This window comes from Thauera sp. SWB20 (genome assembly GCF_000831325.1).
Lineage (GTDB): Bacteria > Pseudomonadota > Gammaproteobacteria > Burkholderiales > Rhodocyclaceae > Thauera > Thauera aminoaromatica.
In genome coordinates this window covers 192,459-210,781 of sequence record NZ_JTDM01000020.1, presented here as the reverse complement: position 1 = coordinate 210,781, position 18,323 = coordinate 192,459, and the positions used below count along the sequence as shown (strand labels likewise).

Genomic DNA, 18,323 nt, shown 5'->3' with positions numbered 1-18,323 from the left:
ATGCAAGCACGACAACTCCCCATGCCGCGCGGCTGGGCCTGGCTGCGCGAAGGCCTGCAGCTGTGGCGGCGCAATCCGGCGCTGCTCACCTTCGCCACCTTCGGCTACCTGCTCTCGATCATCGTGATCAGCCTGGTGCCGCTGCTCGGCCAGCTCGTCGCCTCGCTGCTGATGCCTGCGCTCTCGGTCGGCGTGCTGAACGCCTGCCGCGCCATCGACGGCGGACGCAAGACCGGTCCCGACGTGCTCTTCTCCGGCTTCAAGTCCAACCTGCAGGGCCTGGTGGTGGTCGGCGGGCTCTACCTCGCGGCCACCCTGGTGGTGCTGATGCTGGTGATGCTGGTCGACGACGGCAGCCTGGCCGCGGTGATGCGCGGCGAGGACATGGACGCGCAGGCCGCGGCCGACTCCTCGCTCGGTTTCACCCTGGTGGTCGGCCTGGTGCTGAGCACGCCGGTGATGATGGCCTACTGGTTCGCGCCCGCGCTCGCCGGCTGGTGGAAGCTGCCCGCGCCCAAGGCGATGTTCTTCAGCTTCTACGCCTGCCTGCGCAACTGGCGGCCCTTCGTCGCCTACGCGCTCGGGCTGGCGATCTTCGCCGGCCTGCTGCCCGGCCTCGTGGTCGCGGTGCTCGGCCTGCTCTCGCCCACGCTGGGCAGCGTGGCCGCGCTGCCGGTGCCGCTGATCATCCTGCCGATCGTGTTCGCAAGTTTCTACACCGCCACCCGCGACGTGTTCGGCCTCCCCGAGAGCAACCCCGCGCGCGATCCCGCCGCACACGACGACGCGCGCGATGGCGACTGAGCCCGCGCCTTCGCCGGCCAGAGCCGCTTTCGAGCCGCCCGTCCGGGCCCCGCTCGGCGTGCTCGGCGGCACCTTCGACCCCATCCACACCGGCCACCTGCGCCTCGCCGAAGAAGCGCGCGAGGCGCTCGGCCTCGACGGCGTGCGCTTCATCCCCGCCGGCCAGCCGCCGCACCGCGGCGAGCCCGGCAGCACCGCCGAGGACCGCCTCGCCATGGCACGGCTCGCCACCGCCGGCAACCCCGGCTTCAGCGTGGACGACGGCGAGGTGCGCGCGCAGCAGAAGAGCTACACCGTGCCCACCCTCGAGCGCCTGCGCGCCGAGATCGGCCCGCAGCAGCCGCTGGTGCTGATCCTCGGCGCCGACGCCTTCGCCGGGCTGCCGACCTGGCACCGCTGGACCGATCTGTTCGCGCTCGCCCACATCGCGGTCGCCAACCGCCCCGGCTACGCGCCCCACGGCCGGCGCTGGCCCGCCACCCTGTCGCCCGCGCTCGACGCCGCCTGCGCGGGCCGCCACACCGCCGACCCCGCGGATCTGCGCCGCGCACCGGCGGGCCGCGTCGTCCCCTTCGACATGACCCCGCTGGCGATCTCCGCCTCGCTGATCCGCGATCTGGTGCGCGACGGCCACAGTGCCCGCTATTTGCTGCCGGAATCGGTTCTCGACTATATTGCCGCGCACCATCTCTACCGCTGAGCGCCCCGCGCCGGCCCACACAGGATCCGAATGGACACCCCCACCCTCGAAAAGATCGTCGTCGCCGCCCTCGAAGACATCAAGGCACGCGACATCGAAGTCATCGACACCTCGAAGCACACCCCCCTCTTCGACCGCATCGTCGTCGCCAGCGCCGAATCCGGCCGTCAGACCCGGGCGCTCGCGCAGAACGTGCACGACAAGGTCAAGGAAGCCGGCGGCGAGATCATCGGCACCGAAGGTCAGGAGACCGGCGAGTGGGTGCTGGTCGACCTCGGCAACATCGTGGTGCACGTGATGCAGCCCGCGGTGCGCGCGCACTACAAGCTCGAGGAACTCTGGAACACCCCGCCGTCCAGCCGGCGCAACGCCGCCTGACGAGTAGCGCCCCGCGCGAGAGGCCGCCTGCGTACGGCGCGGGTGGCGGTCGCGTTTTTCGACGCATGCTCGTCCACGCACGCGCGCAGGTTCAACCATGAAACTGATCATCGTCGCCGTCGGCCACCGCATGCCCGCCTGGGTGCAGGCCGGCTTCGACGAGTTCGCCCGCCGCATGCCGCGCGAGCTGCAGTTGCAGCTCGTCGAGGTCAAGGCCGAGCCGCGCAGCGGCGGCAAGACGGTGGAGGCGATGATGGCGGCCGAGGCCGCGCGCATCGAGGCCACCCTGCCGCCGCGCTGCCGCCGCGTGATCCTCGACGAGCGCGGCGCCGACCTCAGCACGCTGGCGCTCGCGCGCCGGCTGGAGTCCTGGCAGGGCGCAGGCGACGACGTCGCGCTCATCGTCGGCGGCCCCGACGGCCTCGCCCCAGCGTTCAAGGCGGGCGCCCACGAGGCCATCCGCCTCTCCAGCCTCACCCTCCCCCACGCCCTGGTGCGCCCCCTGCTGGCCGAAGCCCTCTACCGCGCGTGGACGGTGCTCAAGAACCACCCCTACCACCGCGAGTAGCGCCTGCAGCATCGGCCGATCGCGACTTGCGTCGCTCCCACACGAACCACCGCGTCTCCGAAGGCGCCCGTGGGAGCGACGCGAGTCGCGATTGCGGCGGTGATGCCGGCACGGCGGCGCGGGCGGGCGGTGAAACCCGTTAGAATCGCGCCACCCGAGCCCGACCGGCGCCGACCGGCGTCGCGGATCCTGCGGAACGCCATGCCATGACCCTCACCCCGCGCATCTACCTTGCCTCCACGAGCCCCCGCCGCCGCGAACTGCTGCGCCAGATCGGGATCAATTTCGACGTGCTGACCTTTCGCGCCGGCGAGCGCGGCGAGGACGCCGACGTCGACGAGACCCCGCTGCCCGACGAAGCGGTCGAACGCTACGTCGAGCGCCTCGCGCTCGCCAAGGCCCAGGCCGGGATGCGGCGGGTGCTGTGGCGCAAGCTGCTGCCGCATCCGGTGCTCGCCGCCGACACCACGCTGGAGGTCGACGGCGAGATCGTCGGCAAGCCGCGCGAAGCCGCCGAGGCGCACGCCATCCTGGAGCGCCTGTCCGGCCGCCGCCACCGCGTGCTGACCGCGGTCGCGATGAGCGACGGCGAGCGCACGCGCAGCCGGCTGTCGGTCAGCGAGGTCGCCTTCCGCACGCTGAGCGAGCACGACATCCGCCGCTACATCGCCACCGGCGAACCCTTCGACAAGGCCGGCGCCTACGGCATCCAGGGTCACGCCGCGATCTTCATCGAGGAGATCCGCGGCAGCTACTCGGGGATCATGGGCCTGCCGCTGTTCGAGACCGCCGCCCTGCTCGAGATCTTCGGCCACCCCGTCCTGTGAGCACACCCCGTCCATGAGCATCGAATTCCTCATCAACTTCACCCCGCAGGAAACCCGCGTCGCGATCGTCGAGCAGGGCGTGGTGCAGGAGCTGCACGTCGAGCGCACCGCCAGCCGCGGCATCGTCGGCAACCTCTACCTCGGCAAGGTCGTCCGGGTGCTGCCCGGCATGCAGTCGGCCTTCATCGACATCGGCCTCGAGCGCACCGCCTTCCTGCACGTGGCCGACATCTGGAGCGACCGCCAGAACGGCGAGGGTGCGCGTCCGATCGAGAAGATCCTCACCGAAGGCCAGAGCCTGATGGTGCAGGTGCTCAAGGACCCGATCGGCACCAAGGGCGCACGCCTGTCCACCCAGGTCAGCCTCGCCGGCCGCCTGCTCGTCTACCTGCCGCAGGAAAAGCACATCGGCATCTCCCAGCGCATCGAGGACGAGGCCGGGCGCGAGGCGCTGCGCAGCCGGCTGGTCGCGCTGGTGCCCGAAGACGAGCCGGGCGGCTTCATCGTGCGCACCATGGCCGAATCCGCCACCGACGCCGAGCTCGCCGCCGACATCGCCTACCTGCGCAAGCTGTGGCGCGAGATCTCCGGCTCGACCGTGGGCCTGTTCCCGCCGAAGCTGCTGCACGAGGACCTCGGGCTGGGCCAGCGCACGCTGCGCGACCTCGTCACCGACGAGACCTCACGCATCCGCGTCGACTCGCGGGAGAACTTCCAGAAGCTCGCCGCCTTCGCCGCCGAGTACACGCCGCAGGTGCTGCCGCTGCTCGAGCACTACAGCGGCGATCGCCCGCTCTTCGAGCTCTACAGCGTGGAGGAGGAGATCCAGAAGGCGCTCGCCCGCCGCGTCGATCTCAAATCCGGCGGCTACCTGATCATCGACCAGACCGAGGCGATGACCACCGTCGACGTCAACACCGGCGGCTTCGTCGGCGCGCGCAACTTCGACGACACCATCTTCAAGACCAACCTCGAGGCCAGCCAGGCCATCGCCCGCCAGCTGCGCCTGCGCAACCTCGGCGGCATCATCATCATCGACTTCATCGACATGGAGAACGTCGAGCATCGCGAGATGGTGCTGGAGGAGTTCCGCAAGGCGCTGTCGCGCGACCACACCAAGATGAGCATCAACGGCTTCACCGCGCTCGGCCTGGTGGAGATGACGAGGAAGCGCACGCGCGAATCCCTCGCCCACCTGCTGTGCGAGCCCTGCCCCACCTGCAGCGGCCGCGGCGAGGTCAAGACCGCGCGCACGGTGTGCTACGAGATCCTGCGCGAGCTGCTGCGCGAGGCACGCCAGTTCAACGCCCGGGAGTTCCGCGTGCTCGCCGCGCCCAACGTGATCGACCTCTTCCTCGACGAGGAGAGCCAGTCGCTGGCGATGCTGTCGGACTTCATCGGCAAGAAGGTCTCGCTGCACGCCGAGGGCAGCTACACCCAGGAGCAGTACGACATCGTGCTGCTGTGAGCGTGGCGGGGCTCCCCGCCCGCAGCGCCCCTTGGCGCGAACACCCGGCCGACACCGCGCGCTGCCGCGCGGTCCGCGGGCGTGCTGGCTGGCACGAGGACTGCCACCGTATCATTCGTCGTCGATCTGCCGCCCACCTGCCGCAACGGAGGCCCTCATGAGCAACGCCCTGGCACGCCCCGCCCCGATCAGTGTCGAGGACTACCTCGAAGGCGAGACCCGGAGCGAAATCAAGCATGAATACCTCGACGGCGAGGTGGTGGCGATGGGCGGCGCCAGCGCGAGGCATGGCCTGGTCGTCACCAGCCTCGGCCTCGCGATCGGACCGCACGCCCGCCGCAAGGGCTGCCAGCTCTTCATCGCCGACATGAAGGTCCGCGTCGAGCACACCGGCCAGACCTACTTCTATTACCCCGACATCGTGCTGGCCTGCGCGCCCGACGACCGCGAGACCTATTACCGCCGCAGTCCCTGCCTGCTGGTGGAGGTGCTGTCGCCGAGCACCGAGCGCATCGACCGCCGCGAGAAGCTCTTCGCCTACCAGGCCATCCCCTCGCTGCGCGAATATCTGCTCGTCGATCCGGACAAGCGCTCCGTGGAGATCTACCGCTTCGGCGACCCGGTGCGCCACGAGACCTGCGCCGAGGGCGCCTTCCGGCTGGACTGCCTGGATACGGAGATCACGCTGGACGAGGTGTACGCCGACGCCGAAGCGCCCTGAAGCCCGCCGGCTCGGCCCCCCCCGGTCGCGCCGCGAAGCGGGAGCGTCCGCCCCGCTCACACCCCCAGGTAGCGCCCCCACAGCTCGCGCCGCGCGTCCAGCTCGGCCGAGCTGCCCTGCCAGGTAATGCGCCCGCGCTCCAGGATGAGGTTGCGGTCGGCGAGCGCCATCAGCCTCTCGACGTATTTATCCACCACCAGCGTGGTCTGCCCCTGCGCCTTGAGGAGCGCGAGGCAGCGCCAGATCTCCTCGCGGATCACCGGGGCGAGGCCTTCGGTGGCTTCGTCGAGGATCAGCAGGCGCGGGTTGGTCGACAGCGCACGCGCGATCGCCAGCATCTGCTGCTCGCCGCCGGAGAGCTGGTTGCCGAGGTGGTCGGCGCGCTCGGCCAGGCGCGGGAAGAGCGCGTAGAGCCGCGCCGGCGTCCATGGCTCGGCGACGCCATTGCGGCGCGCGGCGAAGGCGACGAGGTGTTCGTGCACCGTGAGATTGGGGAAGCACTGCCGGCCCTCGGGCACGATCGCCACGCCGAGGCGGGCGATGGCGTCGGCGCGCTCGGCGTGGATCGGACGGCCTTCGAAGACGATCTCGCCGCGCTGCGGGCGCAGGCCGCCGACGATCGTGCGGATCGTGGTGCTCTTGCCCATGCCGTTGCGCCCGAGCAGCGCCACCACCTCGCCGGCGCGGATGTCGAAGTCGAGGCCGAACAGCACCCTGCTGGTGCCATAGCCGGCCTCCAGGCCGCGGCAGCACAACAGCGGCGCGTTCATCCCGCCACCTCTGTCCCCAGATACACCGCCTGCACCTCGGCATGCCCCTTGATGTGGGCGGCGTCACCCGAGGTCAGTACCTTGCCGTACACCAGCACCGAGATGCGGTCGGCGAGCTGGAACACCGCGTCCATGTCGTGCTCGATGAGCAGGATCGCGGTCTCGCCGGCGAGACCGCGGATCAGCGCCACCATCTGCTGCGAATCCTCCGGTCCCATGCCGGCCATGGGCTCGTCGAGCAGCAGCAGCCTGGGCCGCGCGGCGAGCGCGAGCGCGAGGTCGAGCCGCTTCTGCAGGCCGTGGGCCAAGGTGCCGGCGTTGCGCTCGAGAACCTCGGCCAGGCCCGTGCGCTGCGCCAGCGCCTCGGCGCGCTCCTGCAGCGCGTGCTCGGCGTCGCGCCGCGACAGGCAGCGGAAGCTCGACCCCGCCTGCGCCTGCACCGCGAGCAGCAGGTTGTCGCGCACGCTGTCGTTGCGGAACACGCTGCTGATCTGGAAGCAGCGCGCCAGGCCGGCACGGGTGCGCGCGTGCGGCGTCAGCGCGGTCAGCTCGACACCGTCGAGCACGATGCGCCCGGCGTCCGCCGGCAGCAGTCCGGAGATCAGGTTCACCAGGGTGGACTTGCCCGCGCCGTTGGGGCCGATCAGCGCATGGATCTCGCCCGCCTCGACGGCGAGGGAGACATGGTCGGTGGCGAGCAGGCCGCCGAAGCGCTTGACCAGGCCCTCCGCCCTGAACAGGCTCATCGCGCGCCCTCCTGGCCGGCGCGGCGCTCGAGCAGCGCCGCCACGCCCTGCGGCGCGTGGAACACCACCAGCAGCAGCAACAGCCCGAGCGGCCAGTGCCAGTAGTCCGTGTACAGCTTCAGCACCTCCTCCAGCGTCAGCCACAGCGCCACCCCGAGCGGCGCGCCCCAGCGCCGGCCGGCGCCGCCGAGCATCACCATCACCAGCAGCAGCGCGGACTGCGTCCAGTGCATGATCGACGGGCTGACGAAGGCGTTGTGGCTGGCGAGCAGGCCACCGGCCAACCCCGCCACCGCGCCGGCGGCGACGAAGCCGGCGAGCTTGAGCCGATAGACCGGGTAGCCGAGCGCCACCATGCGCGTCTCGTTGTCGCGGACGCCGCGCAGCGCATGGCCATAGCGCGAATGCGCGACCCGGCTGAAGAGCGCGAACACCGCCGCGGCGATCGCCAGCACCACCCAGTAGAAGACCTGCGCATGCGCGCCGTCCAGCCAGGCACCCAGCGCCAGCGGGGTGTACAGGCCGTAGCCGTCGTCGCCGCCATACGTGCGCAGCGACACCGCGAGGTAGTGCAGCATCTGCGCGAAGGCGAGGGTGATCATGATGAAGTACACCCCGCGCGTGCGCAGCGACACCGCGCCGATCGCCGCTGCGAACAGCCCGGCAAGCACCGCCGCGCTGCCCCAGGCCAGCCAGGCCGACGAGACCCCGGCCTCGACCAGCGCCACCACGGTGTAGGCCCCCACGCCGATGAAGCCCGCATGGCCGAGCGCCGCCATGCCGCCGTAGCCGAGGATGAAGTTGAGGCTGCTTGCCGCGATCGCCACGATCAGCACCCGGCGCACGAAGCCGACGTAGTACTCCAGCCCGAGGGCGGGCGCGAGCAGCGGGAAGGCCGCGAGCAGGGCCAGCACCAGCCAGGGCAGGCGGCGCGCGAGGCCGGGGAAGCGTTCGGGCATCGCGTCCCTCAGCCGCGCGCGGGGAACAGCCCCGCGGGTTTCAAGCTCAGCACCGCCGCCATCAGCACGTACATGGCGATGCCGGCGAGCGCCGGGCCGAGGTCGGCCGCCACCGCGGGCGGCAGCACCGCGCGCAGGGCCGGCGGCAGGAAGGCGCGCCCGGCGGTGTCCACCAGGCCGACCAGCAGCGCGGCCACGAAGGCGCCGCGCACCGAGCCGATGCCGCCGATGACGATCACCACCAGCGCCGGGATCAGGATCGCCTCGCCCATGCCGATCTGCACCGCGCTGATCGGCGCCATCAGCGCCCCCGCCAGCGCCGCGAGCGCAGCGCCGAGCGCGAACACGAAGGCGAACACCCCGCCCACGCGCACGCCCATGTGCTCCGCCATCTGCCGGTTCGAGGCGCCGGCGCGCACCAGCATGCCGATGCGGGTCTTGTTGACCAGCAGGTGGAGCCCGAGCGCCACCGTCAGCCCGGCGCCGATCAGCAGCAGGCGGTAGGACGGATAGGGCAGGCCTTCGAGGAGCGCGACCGGCCCGGCCAGCGCCGCCGGGGTCGAGGCCAGCAGCGGCGCCACGCCCCAGATCGCCTTCACCGCGTCGTCGGCGATGAGGATGATGCCGAAGGTGGCGAGCACCTGGACGAGGTGGTCGCGCCGATACAGCCGGCGGATGACGAGGAACTCCGCCACCGCCGCGATCGCCACCGTCACGCCGACCGCGACCAGCACGGCGAGCGCGAACGCGCCGCTCGCCTCATGCACGCGCGCGGCGACGTAGGCGCCGGCCATGTAGAGCGAACCGTGGGCGAGGTTCATGGTATCCATGATGCCGAACACGAGCGTGAGCCCGGCGGCGATCAGGAACAGCATCAGCCCGTAGCCCAGGCCGTTGAGCAACTGCTCGAAGACGAAGATGGCATCCATCGGATTTCAGCCCGGCGCGTCCGAAGCCTCTGTGTAGGAGCGACGCCAGTCGCGATCCGCCCATGGAGCATCCCGCCGCACTCGGGGCAGCAGTGAGCTCCAAATCATGAAGCTGCCGTTCGGATGGTGCATCGCGGTGAATCGCGACTTGCGTCGCTCCCACGGCGGCCCCATGCCCCGCGCGCGCGGACCTCGGGTCTCACATCCTGCACGCGCCCACGTAGGCGTCCTGGTGCTTTTCGAGCGTGGTGCCGACCAGCTTGTTGGTGATGCGGCCCTCGGCGTCCTTGCCGACCTCGCGCAGATAGTAGTTCTGCACCGGGAAGTTGTTGGCGCCGTACTGGAATTCGCCGCGCAGGGACTTGAAGCTGGGATTCTTGAGCGCCTTCAGCACCGCGTCGCGGTCGTCGATCCTGCCACCGACGTCGCGCACCGCGGCGTCCATCGCCATCAGGGTGTCGTAGGCCATCGCCGCATACACCGACGGGTAGCGCCCGGCGTACTTCTGGCGGAAGGCGGCGACGAACGCGGCGTTGGCGGGGTTCTGCAGGTCGTGCGTCCAGTGCGCGGTGTTGAGCACGCCGAGCATCGGCTCGCCCACCGCCTGGATCACGTCCTCGTCGGCCGAGAAACCGGGGGCGATCAGCGGGATGTCCTCGAGGCCGCCACCGACGAACTGCTTGACGAAGTTGATCCCCATCGCGCCGGGCAGGAAGAAGAACACCGCGTCCGGCTTGGCGGCGCGGATCTGCGCGATCTCGGCGGCGTAGTCGATCTGGCCGAGCTTGGTGTAGATCTCGTCCTTCACCGCGCCCTTGTACAGGCGCTTGAAGCCATTCAGATGATCCTTGCCCGCCGGGTAGTTGGGCGCGATCAGCAGGACGTTCTTGTAGCCCTTCTCGTTGGCGACCTTGCCGGCGGCCTCGTCGTAGGTGTCGTTCTGGTACTGGGCGAAGAACCAGGGGCTGCACTTCTCGCCGGCGTAGGCGCTCGGACCGGGGTTGGCCGACAGGTAGGGCACCTTGGCGGCGAACAGCGCCGGGCCGACGGCGAGCGCGGCGTTGGAGCCGATCGGGCCGGTGAAGAAGTGGATGCCGTCGCGTTGCAGGAAGCGCGCGACGAGCTGGTTGGCCTGCTCCGGGTTGCCGCCGAAGTCGCTGCGGATGAACTCCGCCGGCTGGCCGCCGAGCTTGCCGCCGAGCTTCTCGATCGCCAGCTCGAAACCGTCGCGCGCCTCGGCACCGAGCGCCGAGAAGGGACCGGAGAGGTCGAGCGCGATACCGACCTTGATGTCGGCGGCGTGGGCGGTGGCGTTGAGGGCGGCAGCGCCGCACAGGGCGAACGCGACGGACAGCTTCTTCATCTGCAGCATGGGGTCTCCTCGATTGTTCTCTTTGCCGCTCGCAACGCCGGCGTCGAAGCGCCGCGCCACGCGCGAAGGCCGCCGATTCTACCCCAGCCCGGCCGCGCCTCGCGCCGCCGGCCGCCCCTGGAGGAACGACATGGCTTCGGCAAACTCCGCAGGATCGATGCAGGTCGCGATCGGCCCCTCAACCGGGCATCGACACGAATCTCCCGGGCCGCACTCGCGACTCGCGTCGCTCCTACAAGAACGGCAGGTTCTCCAACGCGCCCGTAGGAGCGACGCAAGTCGCGATCGGCTCCTCGATTGGGCATCGATACGAATCTCCCGGGCCGCCATCGCGACTCGCGTCGCTCCTACAAGAACGGCGGGTTCTCCGACGCGCCCGTAGGAGCGACGCGAGTCGCGATAAGGCGATGAATGGAGCGGTAGCGCCGCACGAAACGCCGCACCCCGGCCCGCGCTGCTGTATGAAACCGCAGGCCGCACGCCTGCGGCCTGCTAGACTTGCACATCCGCATTTCGCACGCCCGCCCCTCATGATCGGACGCATCACCGGCACCCTGCTGGAAAAGAACCCGCCGCAGATCCTCGTCGACGCCCACGGCGTCGGCTACGAGATCGACGTGCCGATGAGCACCTTCTACAACCTGCCCGCCACCGGCGGCACGGTCAGCCTGCACACGCACTTCGTCGTGCGCGAGGACGGCCACTTCCTGTTCGGCTTCGCCACCGAGGAAGAACGCGCCACCTTCCGCCAGCTGCTCAAGGTCTCGGGCGTGGGCGCGCGCATGGCGCTTGCGGTGCTGTCCGGGCTGTCGGTGAACGACCTCGCCCAGGCGGTGGCGCTGCAGGAGGCCGGGCGGCTGGTGAAGATCCCCGGCATCGGCAAGAAGACCGCCGAGCGCCTGCTGCTCGAGCTGCGCGACAAGCTCGGCAAGGCGCTGCCCAGCATGACGGGCGCGCGACTCGCCGCGGCCGCACCGGGCGCAGCCCCGGACGCGAAGAGCGACATCCTCAACGCCCTGCTCGCGCTCGGCTACAACGAACGCGAGGCGCTGTCCGCGATGAAGGGGCTGGCCGAGGACGTCGGCGTCTCGGACGGCATCCGCCAGGCGCTGAAGGCGCTGTCGAAGGCATGACGCGCATGCACCCCGCTCGCCACGCCGTCGGCTGCCGCCCTGCAAGCTCGGCCAGGACACGCCCATGATCGAAACCGACAAGCTCAAGGCTGCCGCCCCCGCCGAGCGCCTGATCTCCGCCGCCCCCGCCGACCGCCAGGAAGACGCGATCGAGCGCGCGCTGCGTCCCAAGCGCCTGGCCGAGTACGTCGGCCAGGTGAAGATCCGCGAACAGTTGGAGATCTTCATCCAGGCGGCGCGCAATCGCAGCGAGGCGCTCGACCACGTGCTGCTGTTCGGCCCGCCCGGGCTGGGCAAGACCACGCTCGCCCACATCGTCGCCGCCGAGATGGGCGTGAACATGCGCCAGACCTCCGGCCCGGTGCTCGAGCGCGCCGGCGACCTCGCCGCGCTGCTCACCAACCTCGAACCGCACGACGTGCTCTTCATCGACGAGATCCACCGCCTGTCGCCGGTGGTCGAGGAGATCCTCTACCCGGCGCTGGAGGACTTCCAGATCGACATCATGATCGGCGAGGGCCCGGCGGCACGCTCGGTGAAGCTCGACCTGCCGCCCTTCACGCTGGTCGGCGCCACCACCCGCGCCGGCATGCTCACCAACCCGCTGCGCGACCGCTTCGGCATCGTGTCGCGGCTGGAGTTCTACACCGCGGACGAGCTCGCCTTCATCGTCGGACGCTCGGCGCGCCTGCTCAATGTGGAAATCGAGGACAACGGCGCGCTCGAGATCGCCCGCCGCGCGCGCGGCACGCCGCGCATCGCCAACCGCCTGCTGCGCCGGGTGCGCGACTACGCCGAGGTGAAGGCGGGTGGCCGCATCACCGCCGCGGTCGCGGACGCGGCGCTGCGCATGCTGGACGTCGACAACCTGGGCCTCGACCTGATGGACCGCAAGCTGCTGTCGGCGATGCTGGAGAAATTCGGCGGCGGCCCGGTCGGCCTCGACAACATCGCCGCGGCGATCGGCGAATCGACCGACACCATCGAGGACGTCATCGAGCCCTACCTGATCCAGCAGGGCTACCTGCAGCGCACCCCGCGCGGGCGCATGGCGACGCAGTCGATCTGGCAGCACTTCGGCCTCGTGCCGCCGCGCATCGGCGGCGACCTCTTCCAGTAGGCGACGGGGCCGACCGTGCGCTCGCTGCAGGTGGTGATGCTGATGCTGTGCGTGCTGGGCGGGATGTTCCTGCTGGTGCGAGCGCCCGAGTTCTTCATGCCCGCACAGTGGGACCCCTCGATCGGGCGCAGCTTCGATCCGCTCGCCTCGCGCCTGCTCGGCGCCGGACTGCTGGCGCTCGCCACCGCGGGAGCGGGCTATCTTCACGCGATGTACTACTCGATGCCGCGCCGCCTGCCCGGCCCGGCAGCGCAGCGCCGCCACTTCGCCCTGCTGCTCGCCGCCCTGGTGCTGATCGGCGCGGCGCTGGCGCGCGCCGAGGTGGGGCCGAATCCGGAATATCGAGCGCCCTTGCGCACGGGTTCGTAGGGAGCACTGCGGCCGCAAAGCCACACGTTGCCCGGCGCGAGGCTGCTGCGGCTCGCGTCCCTCCTGCAGAAGCCTGCACGCCCCTGCGCGCGGCCTGCTTCAGTCGTGCTCGTCGTCGAGCAGGGTGCGGACGTGGTCGGCCGTTTCGAGGAGCTCGCCGAGCGCGCGCGAGCTGAGCATGGAGCCGAACTGCTCGAGCGCGATCTCGGTGATGAAGAGGTGTCCGTTGTCTTCGCGACAGATCCAGCCCAGCTCGATCAGGCGCCCGATCTTGCGCCGCACCGTCTCGCGCGGCAGACCGGTGGCGGCGGCGATCGAGTAGGCGTTGCAGGGCTTGAGGCCGCAATCCGCCGGGCGCGTGTCGCGCGGCACCGAGGGCGTCGCGGTGATCGGACGGGTGCTCTCGCGGCGCGCGACGCCGTTCTGCAAGGCGCCGATATTATGCAGTGCGATCTCGCCGAGCAGGATGGGGAGCAGGATGTCGCGGTCGAAGTCTTCGAACCAGCGCCGCAAGCTGCGGATCTCGTGGCGCGCGAGCACGAGCGCGACCGCCTTGATCGTGCGGCGTGCCGACGCCGCATTCGGGTGTTCCGGGTGCGCTGTTGGGCTCATTGGGCTGTCATGGCACGCTTCACCCTTTTTTGTTGATTCCGGGAGCTAGCGGCGTTTTTTAGAAAATTCTTAAATTAACAGACGCCATGAGCATAACCCAAGCCGAACGGGCTCAATACTCGGGAATACCCATAATGGGGAGAGTCATATTGTGACCCCAACCGCCCTCTTCTGCCGCTGCGATTCCCCGGATCGGGGCGTGCGCGCCGGGGTGGCGAGCGCGTGACGGACTACTTGCGCGCGCGCGGATGTGCCGCGTCGTACACCGCGGCGAGATGCTGGAAATCGAGATGCGTGTAGATCTGCGTGCTGCGGATGCTGGCGTGGCCGAGCAGTTCCTGGACAGCGCGAAGATCGCCGCTCGATTGCAGAAGATGACTCGCAAAACTGTGCCGCAGCATGTGCGGATGCACATGCACGCCGAGCCCGAGCGCCTGAGCGCGCGTGCCCAGCCGGCTGGCGATGCCGCGGGTGCTCAGGCGGTGGCCGTCGCGGGTCACGAACAGCGCGCGCTCGCCCGCCGCAGCGAGGCCGGCGCGGATCTCCAGCCAGGGGCGCAGGGCCGCGATCGCCTTGCCGCCCACCGGCACGGTGCGCTGGCGCTGGCGCTTGCCGGTGACCGTGACCAGGCCCTCGGCGAGGTCCAGCCCGGAATCGATGTCGAGTCCGGCGAGTTCCGCAACTCGCAAACCGGAAGAATAAAAAAGCTCGAACATCGCAATATCCCGAATTTCTAGCAAATTCTGCGGCTCTGGATCGAGCAGCGCGTTCGCCTGCTCGGGCGAGAGCACGCGCGGCAGCGTCGAGGGGGATTTGGGCGGACGGATGCCGAGCGCCGGATTGATGCGCACGCCGTGCTCGCGCACCAACCAGCGGTAGAAGCCTCGCCACGCCGACAGATGGCGGGCGATCGAGCGCCCCTGCTGGCCCTCGCCATGCAGGCGGGCGACGAAGCGGCGGATGTCGGCGGGCTGCAAGGATTCGGGCGGGTGCTCCTCGGCGAGGCGCAGCAAGGCCTGCAGGCCGGCGCGGTAGGCGGTCAGCGTCAGCGGCGAGACCCGGCGCTGGGTGGCGAGCCAGGCCAGCCAGGCCTGCATGCGCTCGGGCAGCGCGGCCGGCGCCTCGGCGGACCGCCGCGGGCCCATGGATTCAGCCCGCGCGCGCCGCCAGCGCCGCGGCGGCGAGGTCGGCGATGCGGCCCAGGTAGAGCGTGCCCATGCCGGCGTAGAAGCGCTCGGGCTCGGCGCTGCCGAGCGCGAGCAGGCCGATGCAGTTGCCGCCTACGCGCAGCGGCATCAACGCCAGCGAACGGATGTGCGGCGCGGCCTCGCCGAACCAGCTCGTCATCTCGATGCTCTCGGGCACCCCGCACCATGGGTGGCGCAGGTTCTCGACCTGGCGGCGCGCCGCTTCGCCGACGCCGAAGGCCTCGGTGTGCACCACCCCGCCCCCGACCTCTCCCCACAGCTTGAGGCTGACGTGCGGCACGGAGAAGTCGTCGCGCAGGCTGTCGGCCAGGCCCTGGCGCACCGCGGCGGCCGAGCCCGCCTGCAGCAGCGCGACCGACAGGCGGTGCACCTTGGTGCTGATGTCGTCGTTCTCCTCCCCGAAGCGGATCAGCTCGGCAAGCTTGAGTTCGAGCGCACGGATCTTGTCGCGCAGGGCATGGAGCTGGCGCTCGGCGAGCGAGATCGCCTGGCCGCCATGCTGCGGATGCGGCACGGTGAGCTCGCTGAAGAGCTCGTGATGCTGGTTGAGGAAATCGGGGTGTTCGCGCAGGTAGCGTGCGACATCTTCTGCATTCATCGATGCTGCTCCAGGCGAGGCGGCTGCCGCCCCGCGTCGATCGTTCGTGGATGGCCGCCGCATCCGGCGCGGTCGGCCGCGAGTCGGCCGGCACGATGCCGCACAGGCGCATCGCGTCCGGCCCGGCAAAATCCGGACTCGGGCGGGCTCCCTCAGGCGAGCTCCATCTCGCCCTCGAAAACCGTGACCGCCGGTCCGGTCATGCGCACCGGCGTGCCCGGGCCGTCCCAGGCGATCTCCAGCTCGCCGCCGCGGGTATGCACCCGCACCGGCGTCTCCAGCAGGCCGCGCAGGATGCCCGCCACCACCGCCGCGCAGGCGCCGGTTCCGCAGGCCAGGGTCTCGCCGGCGCCACGCTCGAACACGCGCAGACGCACCTCGTGCGCATCGACCACCTGCAGGAAGCCGGCATTGACCCGCGCCGGGAAGCGCTCGTGGCGCTCGATCCGCGCGCCTTGCTCCACCACCGGCGCGGCATCGACGTCGGCCACCACCTGCACCGCGTGCGGGTTGCCCATCGACACCGCGGTGATCGCCACCGTGTCGCCGCCCACCTGCAAAGGCTGCACGACCGCGTCCGAGTCGGACACGAACGGCACCTTCGCCGGCGCCAGCTCCGGCACGCCCATGTCCACCGTCACCAGGCCGTCCGCGCGCAGGCGCGGCGCGATGATGCCGGAGCGGGTCTCGACACGGATTTCGGCCTTGTCGGTGAGCCCCTTGTCATGCACGAAGCGCACGAAGCAGCGCGCGCCGTTGCCGCACTGCTCGACCTCGCCGCCATCGGCGTTGAAGATGCGGTAGCGGAAATCGACATCCGGCCGCGCGGCGGGCTCGACCACCAGCAGCTGATCGCAGCCGACGCCGAAATGGCGGTCGGCGATCGCCTTGACCCGCGCCGGGGTGAGGTCGACCGGCGCACGCGTGGCATCGATGACGACGAAGTCGTTGCCCAGGCCGTGCATCTTGGTGAAGCGCAGTTTCATCTTGCTGTTCCAGTGTTTCAGTAGATCCGCGGCTCGCCCTCGGGCCTGGTCTTGAAGCGGCGGTGCACCCAGTAGTACTGCTCGGGCATGGTGCGCACCACGCCTTCGAGCCAGGCGTTCATGCGCAGCGTGTCGGCCTCGACGTCGTCCGAAGGATAGTCGGCCCAGGGCGCGCCGAGCTCCAGCACGTAGCCCTGTCCGCCGGGCAGGATGCGGGTGATGCAGGGCACCACCGCCGCACCCGCCAGGCGCGCCAGGCGCGGCAGGCCGGTGATGGTCGCCGCCTGCACGCCGAAGAAGGGCACGAAGATGGACTCCTTGCGGCCGTAGTCGAGGTCGGGCAGGTAATAGAAAGGGCGGCCGGACTTCATCGCCTTGACCGTGGCGCGCACGCCATCGTGGCGCGACAGCAGCAGCTGGTCGTTGAAGCGGCTGCGGCCATGGTGCAGCCAGTGGTCGAAGACCTTGTCCTTCTGCGGCGAATACACGCTGACGAAGTCGCCCTCGAGCGTGAGCCGGGTGCCGGCCATGTCGAGGCCGAGGAAGTGCGGCGCCAGCAGCAACACCGGGCGGCCCTCGGCGCGCAGGCGCTGCAGGTGCGCCAGGCCCTCGATGCGGACGGTGGCGCGCAGGCGCTCGGGGCTCGCCCACCAGGCCAGGCCGCGCTCGAGCATGCTGCGTCCGATGAGGGCGAAGTTGCGCCGCGCCAGCGCGCGCCGTTCGGGCTCGGAGAGCTCGGGAAAGCACAGCCGCAGGTTGGTCAGCGCGACCTTGCGGCGCGGCACCACCACCCAGTAGAGCAGCCGGCCGAAACCGCTTCCCACGCGTGCGAGCAGCACCAGCGGCAGCCAGTGCAGCAGCCAGATCAGGCCGATGACCAGGCGGCTCATGGCGCGCGCTCCGCGTCCGTGCCGGCGGGGTCGGCGGCGGAAGTGGTCGCCGAGGGGTTGGCGGCATCGGCGCCCGCATCCCCCTGCGGGGCGGCGTCCTCGCGCTCGCGCCGCGGACCCTTGTAGCGGTTGTAGCCCCACAGGTACTGCTGCGGGCACTGCAGGATCATGCGCTCGACCTCGCGGTTGATGATCGCGACGTCGGTGTCGATGTCGCCGGTGAGCGCCTCGGCAGGCGCCTGCAGGCGGAACACGTAGCCCTCGCCGCGCGGCAGGCGCTCGGCCCAGGTGTAGATCACGCGCACGCCCTTCACCGCCGCCAGGCGCGCGGCCAGCGTCATCGTCCACGCCGGCTTGCCGAAGAAGGTCGACCACACGCCCTCGCCCGCGCCCGGCACCTGGTCGGGCAGCATGCCCACCGCCTCGTGGCTGCGCAGGGTCTTGACCAGCTTGCGCACGCCGGATAGATCGGCCGGCGCGGTACGCATCTGTCCGCGCGCCCGGCCCGCCTCCATCAGCGGTTGCAGCACCTCCTTGCGCGGAGGGCGATAGAGCACGGTGATCGGAATCCTGGCGGCGATGCACTGGGCGGTGATCTCGAAGCAGCCCAGGTGCGGGGTGATGAAGAGGATGCCGGCGCCCTCGGCGCGCGCGGCCTCGACCAGCTCCCAGCCCTCGGTGCGCACCGCGCTCGCCACCACCTCGGACGCCGGCCGGCCCCAGATGAAGGGCAGCTCCAGCGCCTGGCGGCCGGCCTCGACGATCGCCGCACGCAGCACCGTCTCGTCCTCGCGACCGATGGCGTTGAAGAGGTTCTCGCGCACGCGGCGGGCGTAGGACGGCGAAGCCTTGTAGGTCAGCCAGCCCGCCCAGCCACCGAGGCGGTGCAGCCAGGACAGGGGCAGGCGAGAGAGGAGGCGGAATGCGCTTTGCGACAGCACCAGGTTGAGATCCGATATGGATGCCGGAACCGGCTTCAGGCCCGAATGCTTACACAGCCGGGCGTCCCGGTCTATAATCCGCGCTCCACCGCCGAGTTAACTCGACAACTTGCAGGGCGGTGGGGCGGCCGCGGTGCCGCCCGAACCAAGTACTGCTAAAGCGTCGGCTGCTCGACGAAATCCCCGGAGCTGGCCGCAGACGCAAGGCCATGGCAACGGGGATT

Annotated in this window: 21 protein-coding genes; 10 read left to right on the top strand and 11 right to left on the bottom strand. The window is 70.5% G+C overall.

The window, feature by feature from the left end; translation table 11 throughout:
• The 7 genes from PO78_RS14970 (at position 1) to PO78_RS14940 (ending at position 5,466) form a co-directional block, all read left to right on the top strand.
• Positions 1-804 carry a BPSS1780 family membrane protein gene (locus PO78_RS14970; protein ID WP_012586164.1) on the top strand — a complete coding sequence of 268 codons (804 nt, stop codon included), beginning with the start codon at positions 1-3 and terminating at the stop codon, positions 802-804.
• A complete protein-coding gene (nadD, locus tag PO78_RS14965; protein ID WP_012586165.1) occupies positions 794-1,504 on the top strand; it encodes a nicotinate-nucleotide adenylyltransferase in 711 nt (236 codons plus the stop codon). Before PO78_RS14970 ends, nadD begins: the two co-directional genes overlap by 11 nt.
• Positions 1,505-1,534: 30 nt before the next feature.
• Positions 1,535-1,882, top strand: coding sequence for a ribosome silencing factor (gene rsfS, locus PO78_RS14960; RefSeq protein WP_004324527.1), 348 nt, complete (start codon positions 1,535-1,537; stop codon positions 1,880-1,882).
• 97 nt (positions 1,883-1,979) lie between these two features.
• A complete protein-coding gene (gene rlmH, locus PO78_RS14955) occupies positions 1,980-2,450 on the top strand; it encodes a 23S rRNA (pseudouridine(1915)-N(3))-methyltransferase RlmH (RefSeq protein WP_004324525.1) in 471 nt (156 codons plus the stop codon).
• Between the two features lie 206 nt (positions 2,451-2,656).
• Positions 2,657-3,277 carry a Maf family protein gene (locus tag PO78_RS14950; protein WP_004324523.1) on the top strand — a complete coding sequence of 207 codons (621 nt, stop codon included), beginning with the start codon at positions 2,657-2,659 and terminating at the stop codon, positions 3,275-3,277.
• Between the two features lie 13 nt (positions 3,278-3,290).
• Positions 3,291-4,745 (top strand): ribonuclease G, encoded by a 1,455-nt coding sequence (rng, locus tag PO78_RS14945; protein ID WP_004324521.1) that lies wholly within the window; start codon positions 3,291-3,293, stop codon positions 4,743-4,745.
• 157 nt (positions 4,746-4,902) lie between these two features.
• Positions 4,903-5,466: a Uma2 family endonuclease gene (locus PO78_RS14940; RefSeq protein WP_004324519.1), complete on the top strand. Its 564-nt coding sequence runs from the start codon at positions 4,903-4,905 to the stop codon at positions 5,464-5,466.
• Positions 5,467-5,522: 56 nt separating this feature from the next.
• On the opposite strand, the gene PO78_RS14935 is transcribed toward PO78_RS14940, so the two are convergent.
• From PO78_RS14935 to PO78_RS14915, 5 genes are all read right to left on the bottom strand, one after another.
• The gene (locus PO78_RS14935; protein WP_004324518.1) at positions 5,523-6,236 is read right to left on the bottom strand and encodes an ABC transporter ATP-binding protein; all 714 of its coding nucleotides are present in this window, start codon (positions 6,234-6,236) and stop codon (positions 5,523-5,525) included.
• Positions 6,233-6,982 (bottom strand): ABC transporter ATP-binding protein, encoded by a 750-nt coding sequence (locus tag PO78_RS14930; protein WP_004324516.1) that lies wholly within the window; start codon positions 6,980-6,982, stop codon positions 6,233-6,235. Before PO78_RS14930 ends, PO78_RS14935 begins: the two co-directional genes overlap by 4 nt.
• Complete coding sequence (locus tag PO78_RS14925; protein ID WP_012586167.1) at positions 6,979-7,941, bottom strand: branched-chain amino acid ABC transporter permease; 963 nt, start codon at positions 7,939-7,941, stop codon at positions 6,979-6,981. The genes PO78_RS14930 and PO78_RS14925 overlap by 4 nt, the downstream gene beginning before the upstream one ends.
• 8 nt (positions 7,942-7,949) lie before the next feature.
• Positions 7,950-8,870 carry a branched-chain amino acid ABC transporter permease gene (locus tag PO78_RS14920; protein ID WP_043744874.1) on the bottom strand — a complete coding sequence of 307 codons (921 nt, stop codon included), beginning with the start codon at positions 8,868-8,870 and terminating at the stop codon, positions 7,950-7,952.
• A gap of 199 nt (positions 8,871-9,069) precedes the next feature.
• Positions 9,070-10,242, bottom strand: coding sequence for an ABC transporter substrate-binding protein (locus PO78_RS14915; protein WP_043744871.1), 1,173 nt, complete (start codon positions 10,240-10,242; stop codon positions 9,070-9,072).
• A gap of 530 nt (positions 10,243-10,772) precedes the next feature.
• On the opposite strand from PO78_RS14915, the gene ruvA reads away from it, so the two are divergent.
• The 3 genes from ruvA to PO78_RS14900 all read left to right on the top strand — a co-directional run bounded on the left by ruvA (position 10,773) and on the right by PO78_RS14900 (position 12,864).
• A complete protein-coding gene (ruvA, locus tag PO78_RS14910; protein ID WP_004315748.1) occupies positions 10,773-11,375 on the top strand; it encodes a Holliday junction branch migration protein RuvA in 603 nt (200 codons plus the stop codon).
• A 64-nt stretch (positions 11,376-11,439) separates the two neighbouring features.
• Entirely contained in the window at positions 11,440-12,495 is a 1,056-nt protein-coding gene (ruvB, locus tag PO78_RS14905) for a Holliday junction branch migration DNA helicase RuvB (protein WP_004315749.1), read from the top strand.
• A gap of 15 nt (positions 12,496-12,510) precedes the next feature.
• Positions 12,511-12,864 carry a hypothetical protein gene (locus PO78_RS14900; RefSeq protein ID WP_043744869.1) on the top strand — a complete coding sequence of 118 codons (354 nt, stop codon included), beginning with the start codon at positions 12,511-12,513 and terminating at the stop codon, positions 12,862-12,864.
• Positions 12,865-12,963: 99 nt separating this feature from the next.
• On the opposite strand, the gene PO78_RS14895 is transcribed toward PO78_RS14900, so the two are convergent.
• The 6 genes from PO78_RS14895 to PO78_RS14870 form a co-directional block, all read right to left on the bottom strand.
• Positions 12,964-13,476: a hypothetical protein gene (locus tag PO78_RS14895; RefSeq protein WP_004315751.1), complete on the bottom strand. Its 513-nt coding sequence runs from the start codon at positions 13,474-13,476 to the stop codon at positions 12,964-12,966.
• Between the two features lie 230 nt (positions 13,477-13,706).
• Entirely contained in the window at positions 13,707-14,621 is a 915-nt protein-coding gene (xerC, locus tag PO78_RS14890) for a tyrosine recombinase XerC (RefSeq protein WP_004315752.1), read from the bottom strand.
• 4 nt (positions 14,622-14,625) lie between these two features.
• The gene (locus tag PO78_RS14885; protein WP_004315753.1) at positions 14,626-15,282 is read right to left on the bottom strand and encodes a DUF484 family protein; all 657 of its coding nucleotides are present in this window, start codon (positions 15,280-15,282) and stop codon (positions 14,626-14,628) included.
• Between the two features lie 152 nt (positions 15,283-15,434).
• Positions 15,435-16,268 (bottom strand): diaminopimelate epimerase, encoded by an 834-nt coding sequence (gene dapF / locus PO78_RS14880; RefSeq protein ID WP_004315755.1) that lies wholly within the window; start codon positions 16,266-16,268, stop codon positions 15,435-15,437.
• Between the two features lie 17 nt (positions 16,269-16,285).
• Positions 16,286-17,158, bottom strand: coding sequence for a lysophospholipid acyltransferase family protein (locus PO78_RS14875; protein ID WP_004315756.1), 873 nt, complete (start codon positions 17,156-17,158; stop codon positions 16,286-16,288).
• Entirely contained in the window at positions 17,155-18,099 is a 945-nt protein-coding gene (locus PO78_RS14870; protein ID WP_004315757.1) for a lysophospholipid acyltransferase family protein, read from the bottom strand. Before PO78_RS14870 ends, PO78_RS14875 begins: the two co-directional genes overlap by 4 nt.
• Positions 18,100-18,323: the final 224 nt, after the last annotated feature.

Coding starts and splice junctions, on each gene's coding strand:
- nadD (WP_012586165.1), top strand. CDS start 794: ATGGCGACTGAGCCCGCGCCTTCGCCGGCCAGAGCCGCTTTCGAGCCG.
- PO78_RS14935 (WP_004324518.1), bottom strand. CDS start 6,236: ATGAACGCGCCGCTGTTGTGCTGCCGCGGCCTGGAGGCCGGCTATGGC.
- ruvB (WP_004315749.1), top strand. CDS start 11,440: ATGATCGAAACCGACAAGCTCAAGGCTGCCGCCCCCGCCGAGCGCCTG.
- xerC (WP_004315752.1), bottom strand. CDS start 14,621: ATGGGCCCGCGGCGGTCCGCCGAGGCGCCGGCCGCGCTGCCCGAGCGC.
- dapF (WP_004315755.1), bottom strand. CDS start 16,268: ATGAAACTGCGCTTCACCAAGATGCACGGCCTGGGCAACGACTTCGTC.
- PO78_RS14930 (WP_004324516.1), bottom strand. CDS start 6,982: ATGAGCCTGTTCAGGGCGGAGGGCCTGGTCAAGCGCTTCGGCGGCCTG.
- PO78_RS14915 (WP_043744871.1), bottom strand. CDS start 10,242: ATGCTGCAGATGAAGAAGCTGTCCGTCGCGTTCGCCCTGTGCGGCGCT.
- rlmH (WP_004324525.1), top strand. CDS start 1,980: ATGAAACTGATCATCGTCGCCGTCGGCCACCGCATGCCCGCCTGGGTG.
- PO78_RS14885 (WP_004315753.1), bottom strand. CDS start 15,282: ATGAATGCAGAAGATGTCGCACGCTACCTGCGCGAACACCCCGATTTC.
- rng (WP_004324521.1), top strand. CDS start 3,291: ATGAGCATCGAATTCCTCATCAACTTCACCCCGCAGGAAACCCGCGTC.
- rsfS (WP_004324527.1), top strand. CDS start 1,535: ATGGACACCCCCACCCTCGAAAAGATCGTCGTCGCCGCCCTCGAAGAC.
- PO78_RS14925 (WP_012586167.1), bottom strand. CDS start 7,941: ATGCCCGAACGCTTCCCCGGCCTCGCGCGCCGCCTGCCCTGGCTGGTG.
- PO78_RS14940 (WP_004324519.1), top strand. CDS start 4,903: ATGAGCAACGCCCTGGCACGCCCCGCCCCGATCAGTGTCGAGGACTAC.
- PO78_RS14875 (WP_004315756.1), bottom strand. CDS start 17,158: ATGAGCCGCCTGGTCATCGGCCTGATCTGGCTGCTGCACTGGCTGCCG.
- ruvA (WP_004315748.1), top strand. CDS start 10,773: ATGATCGGACGCATCACCGGCACCCTGCTGGAAAAGAACCCGCCGCAG.
- PO78_RS14970 (WP_012586164.1), top strand. CDS start 1: ATGCAAGCACGACAACTCCCCATGCCGCGCGGCTGGGCCTGGCTGCGC.
- PO78_RS14895 (WP_004315751.1), bottom strand. CDS start 13,476: ATGAGCCCAACAGCGCACCCGGAACACCCGAATGCGGCGTCGGCACGC.
- PO78_RS14920 (WP_043744874.1), bottom strand. CDS start 8,870: ATGGATGCCATCTTCGTCTTCGAGCAGTTGCTCAACGGCCTGGGCTAC.
- PO78_RS14950 (WP_004324523.1), top strand. CDS start 2,657: ATGACCCTCACCCCGCGCATCTACCTTGCCTCCACGAGCCCCCGCCGC.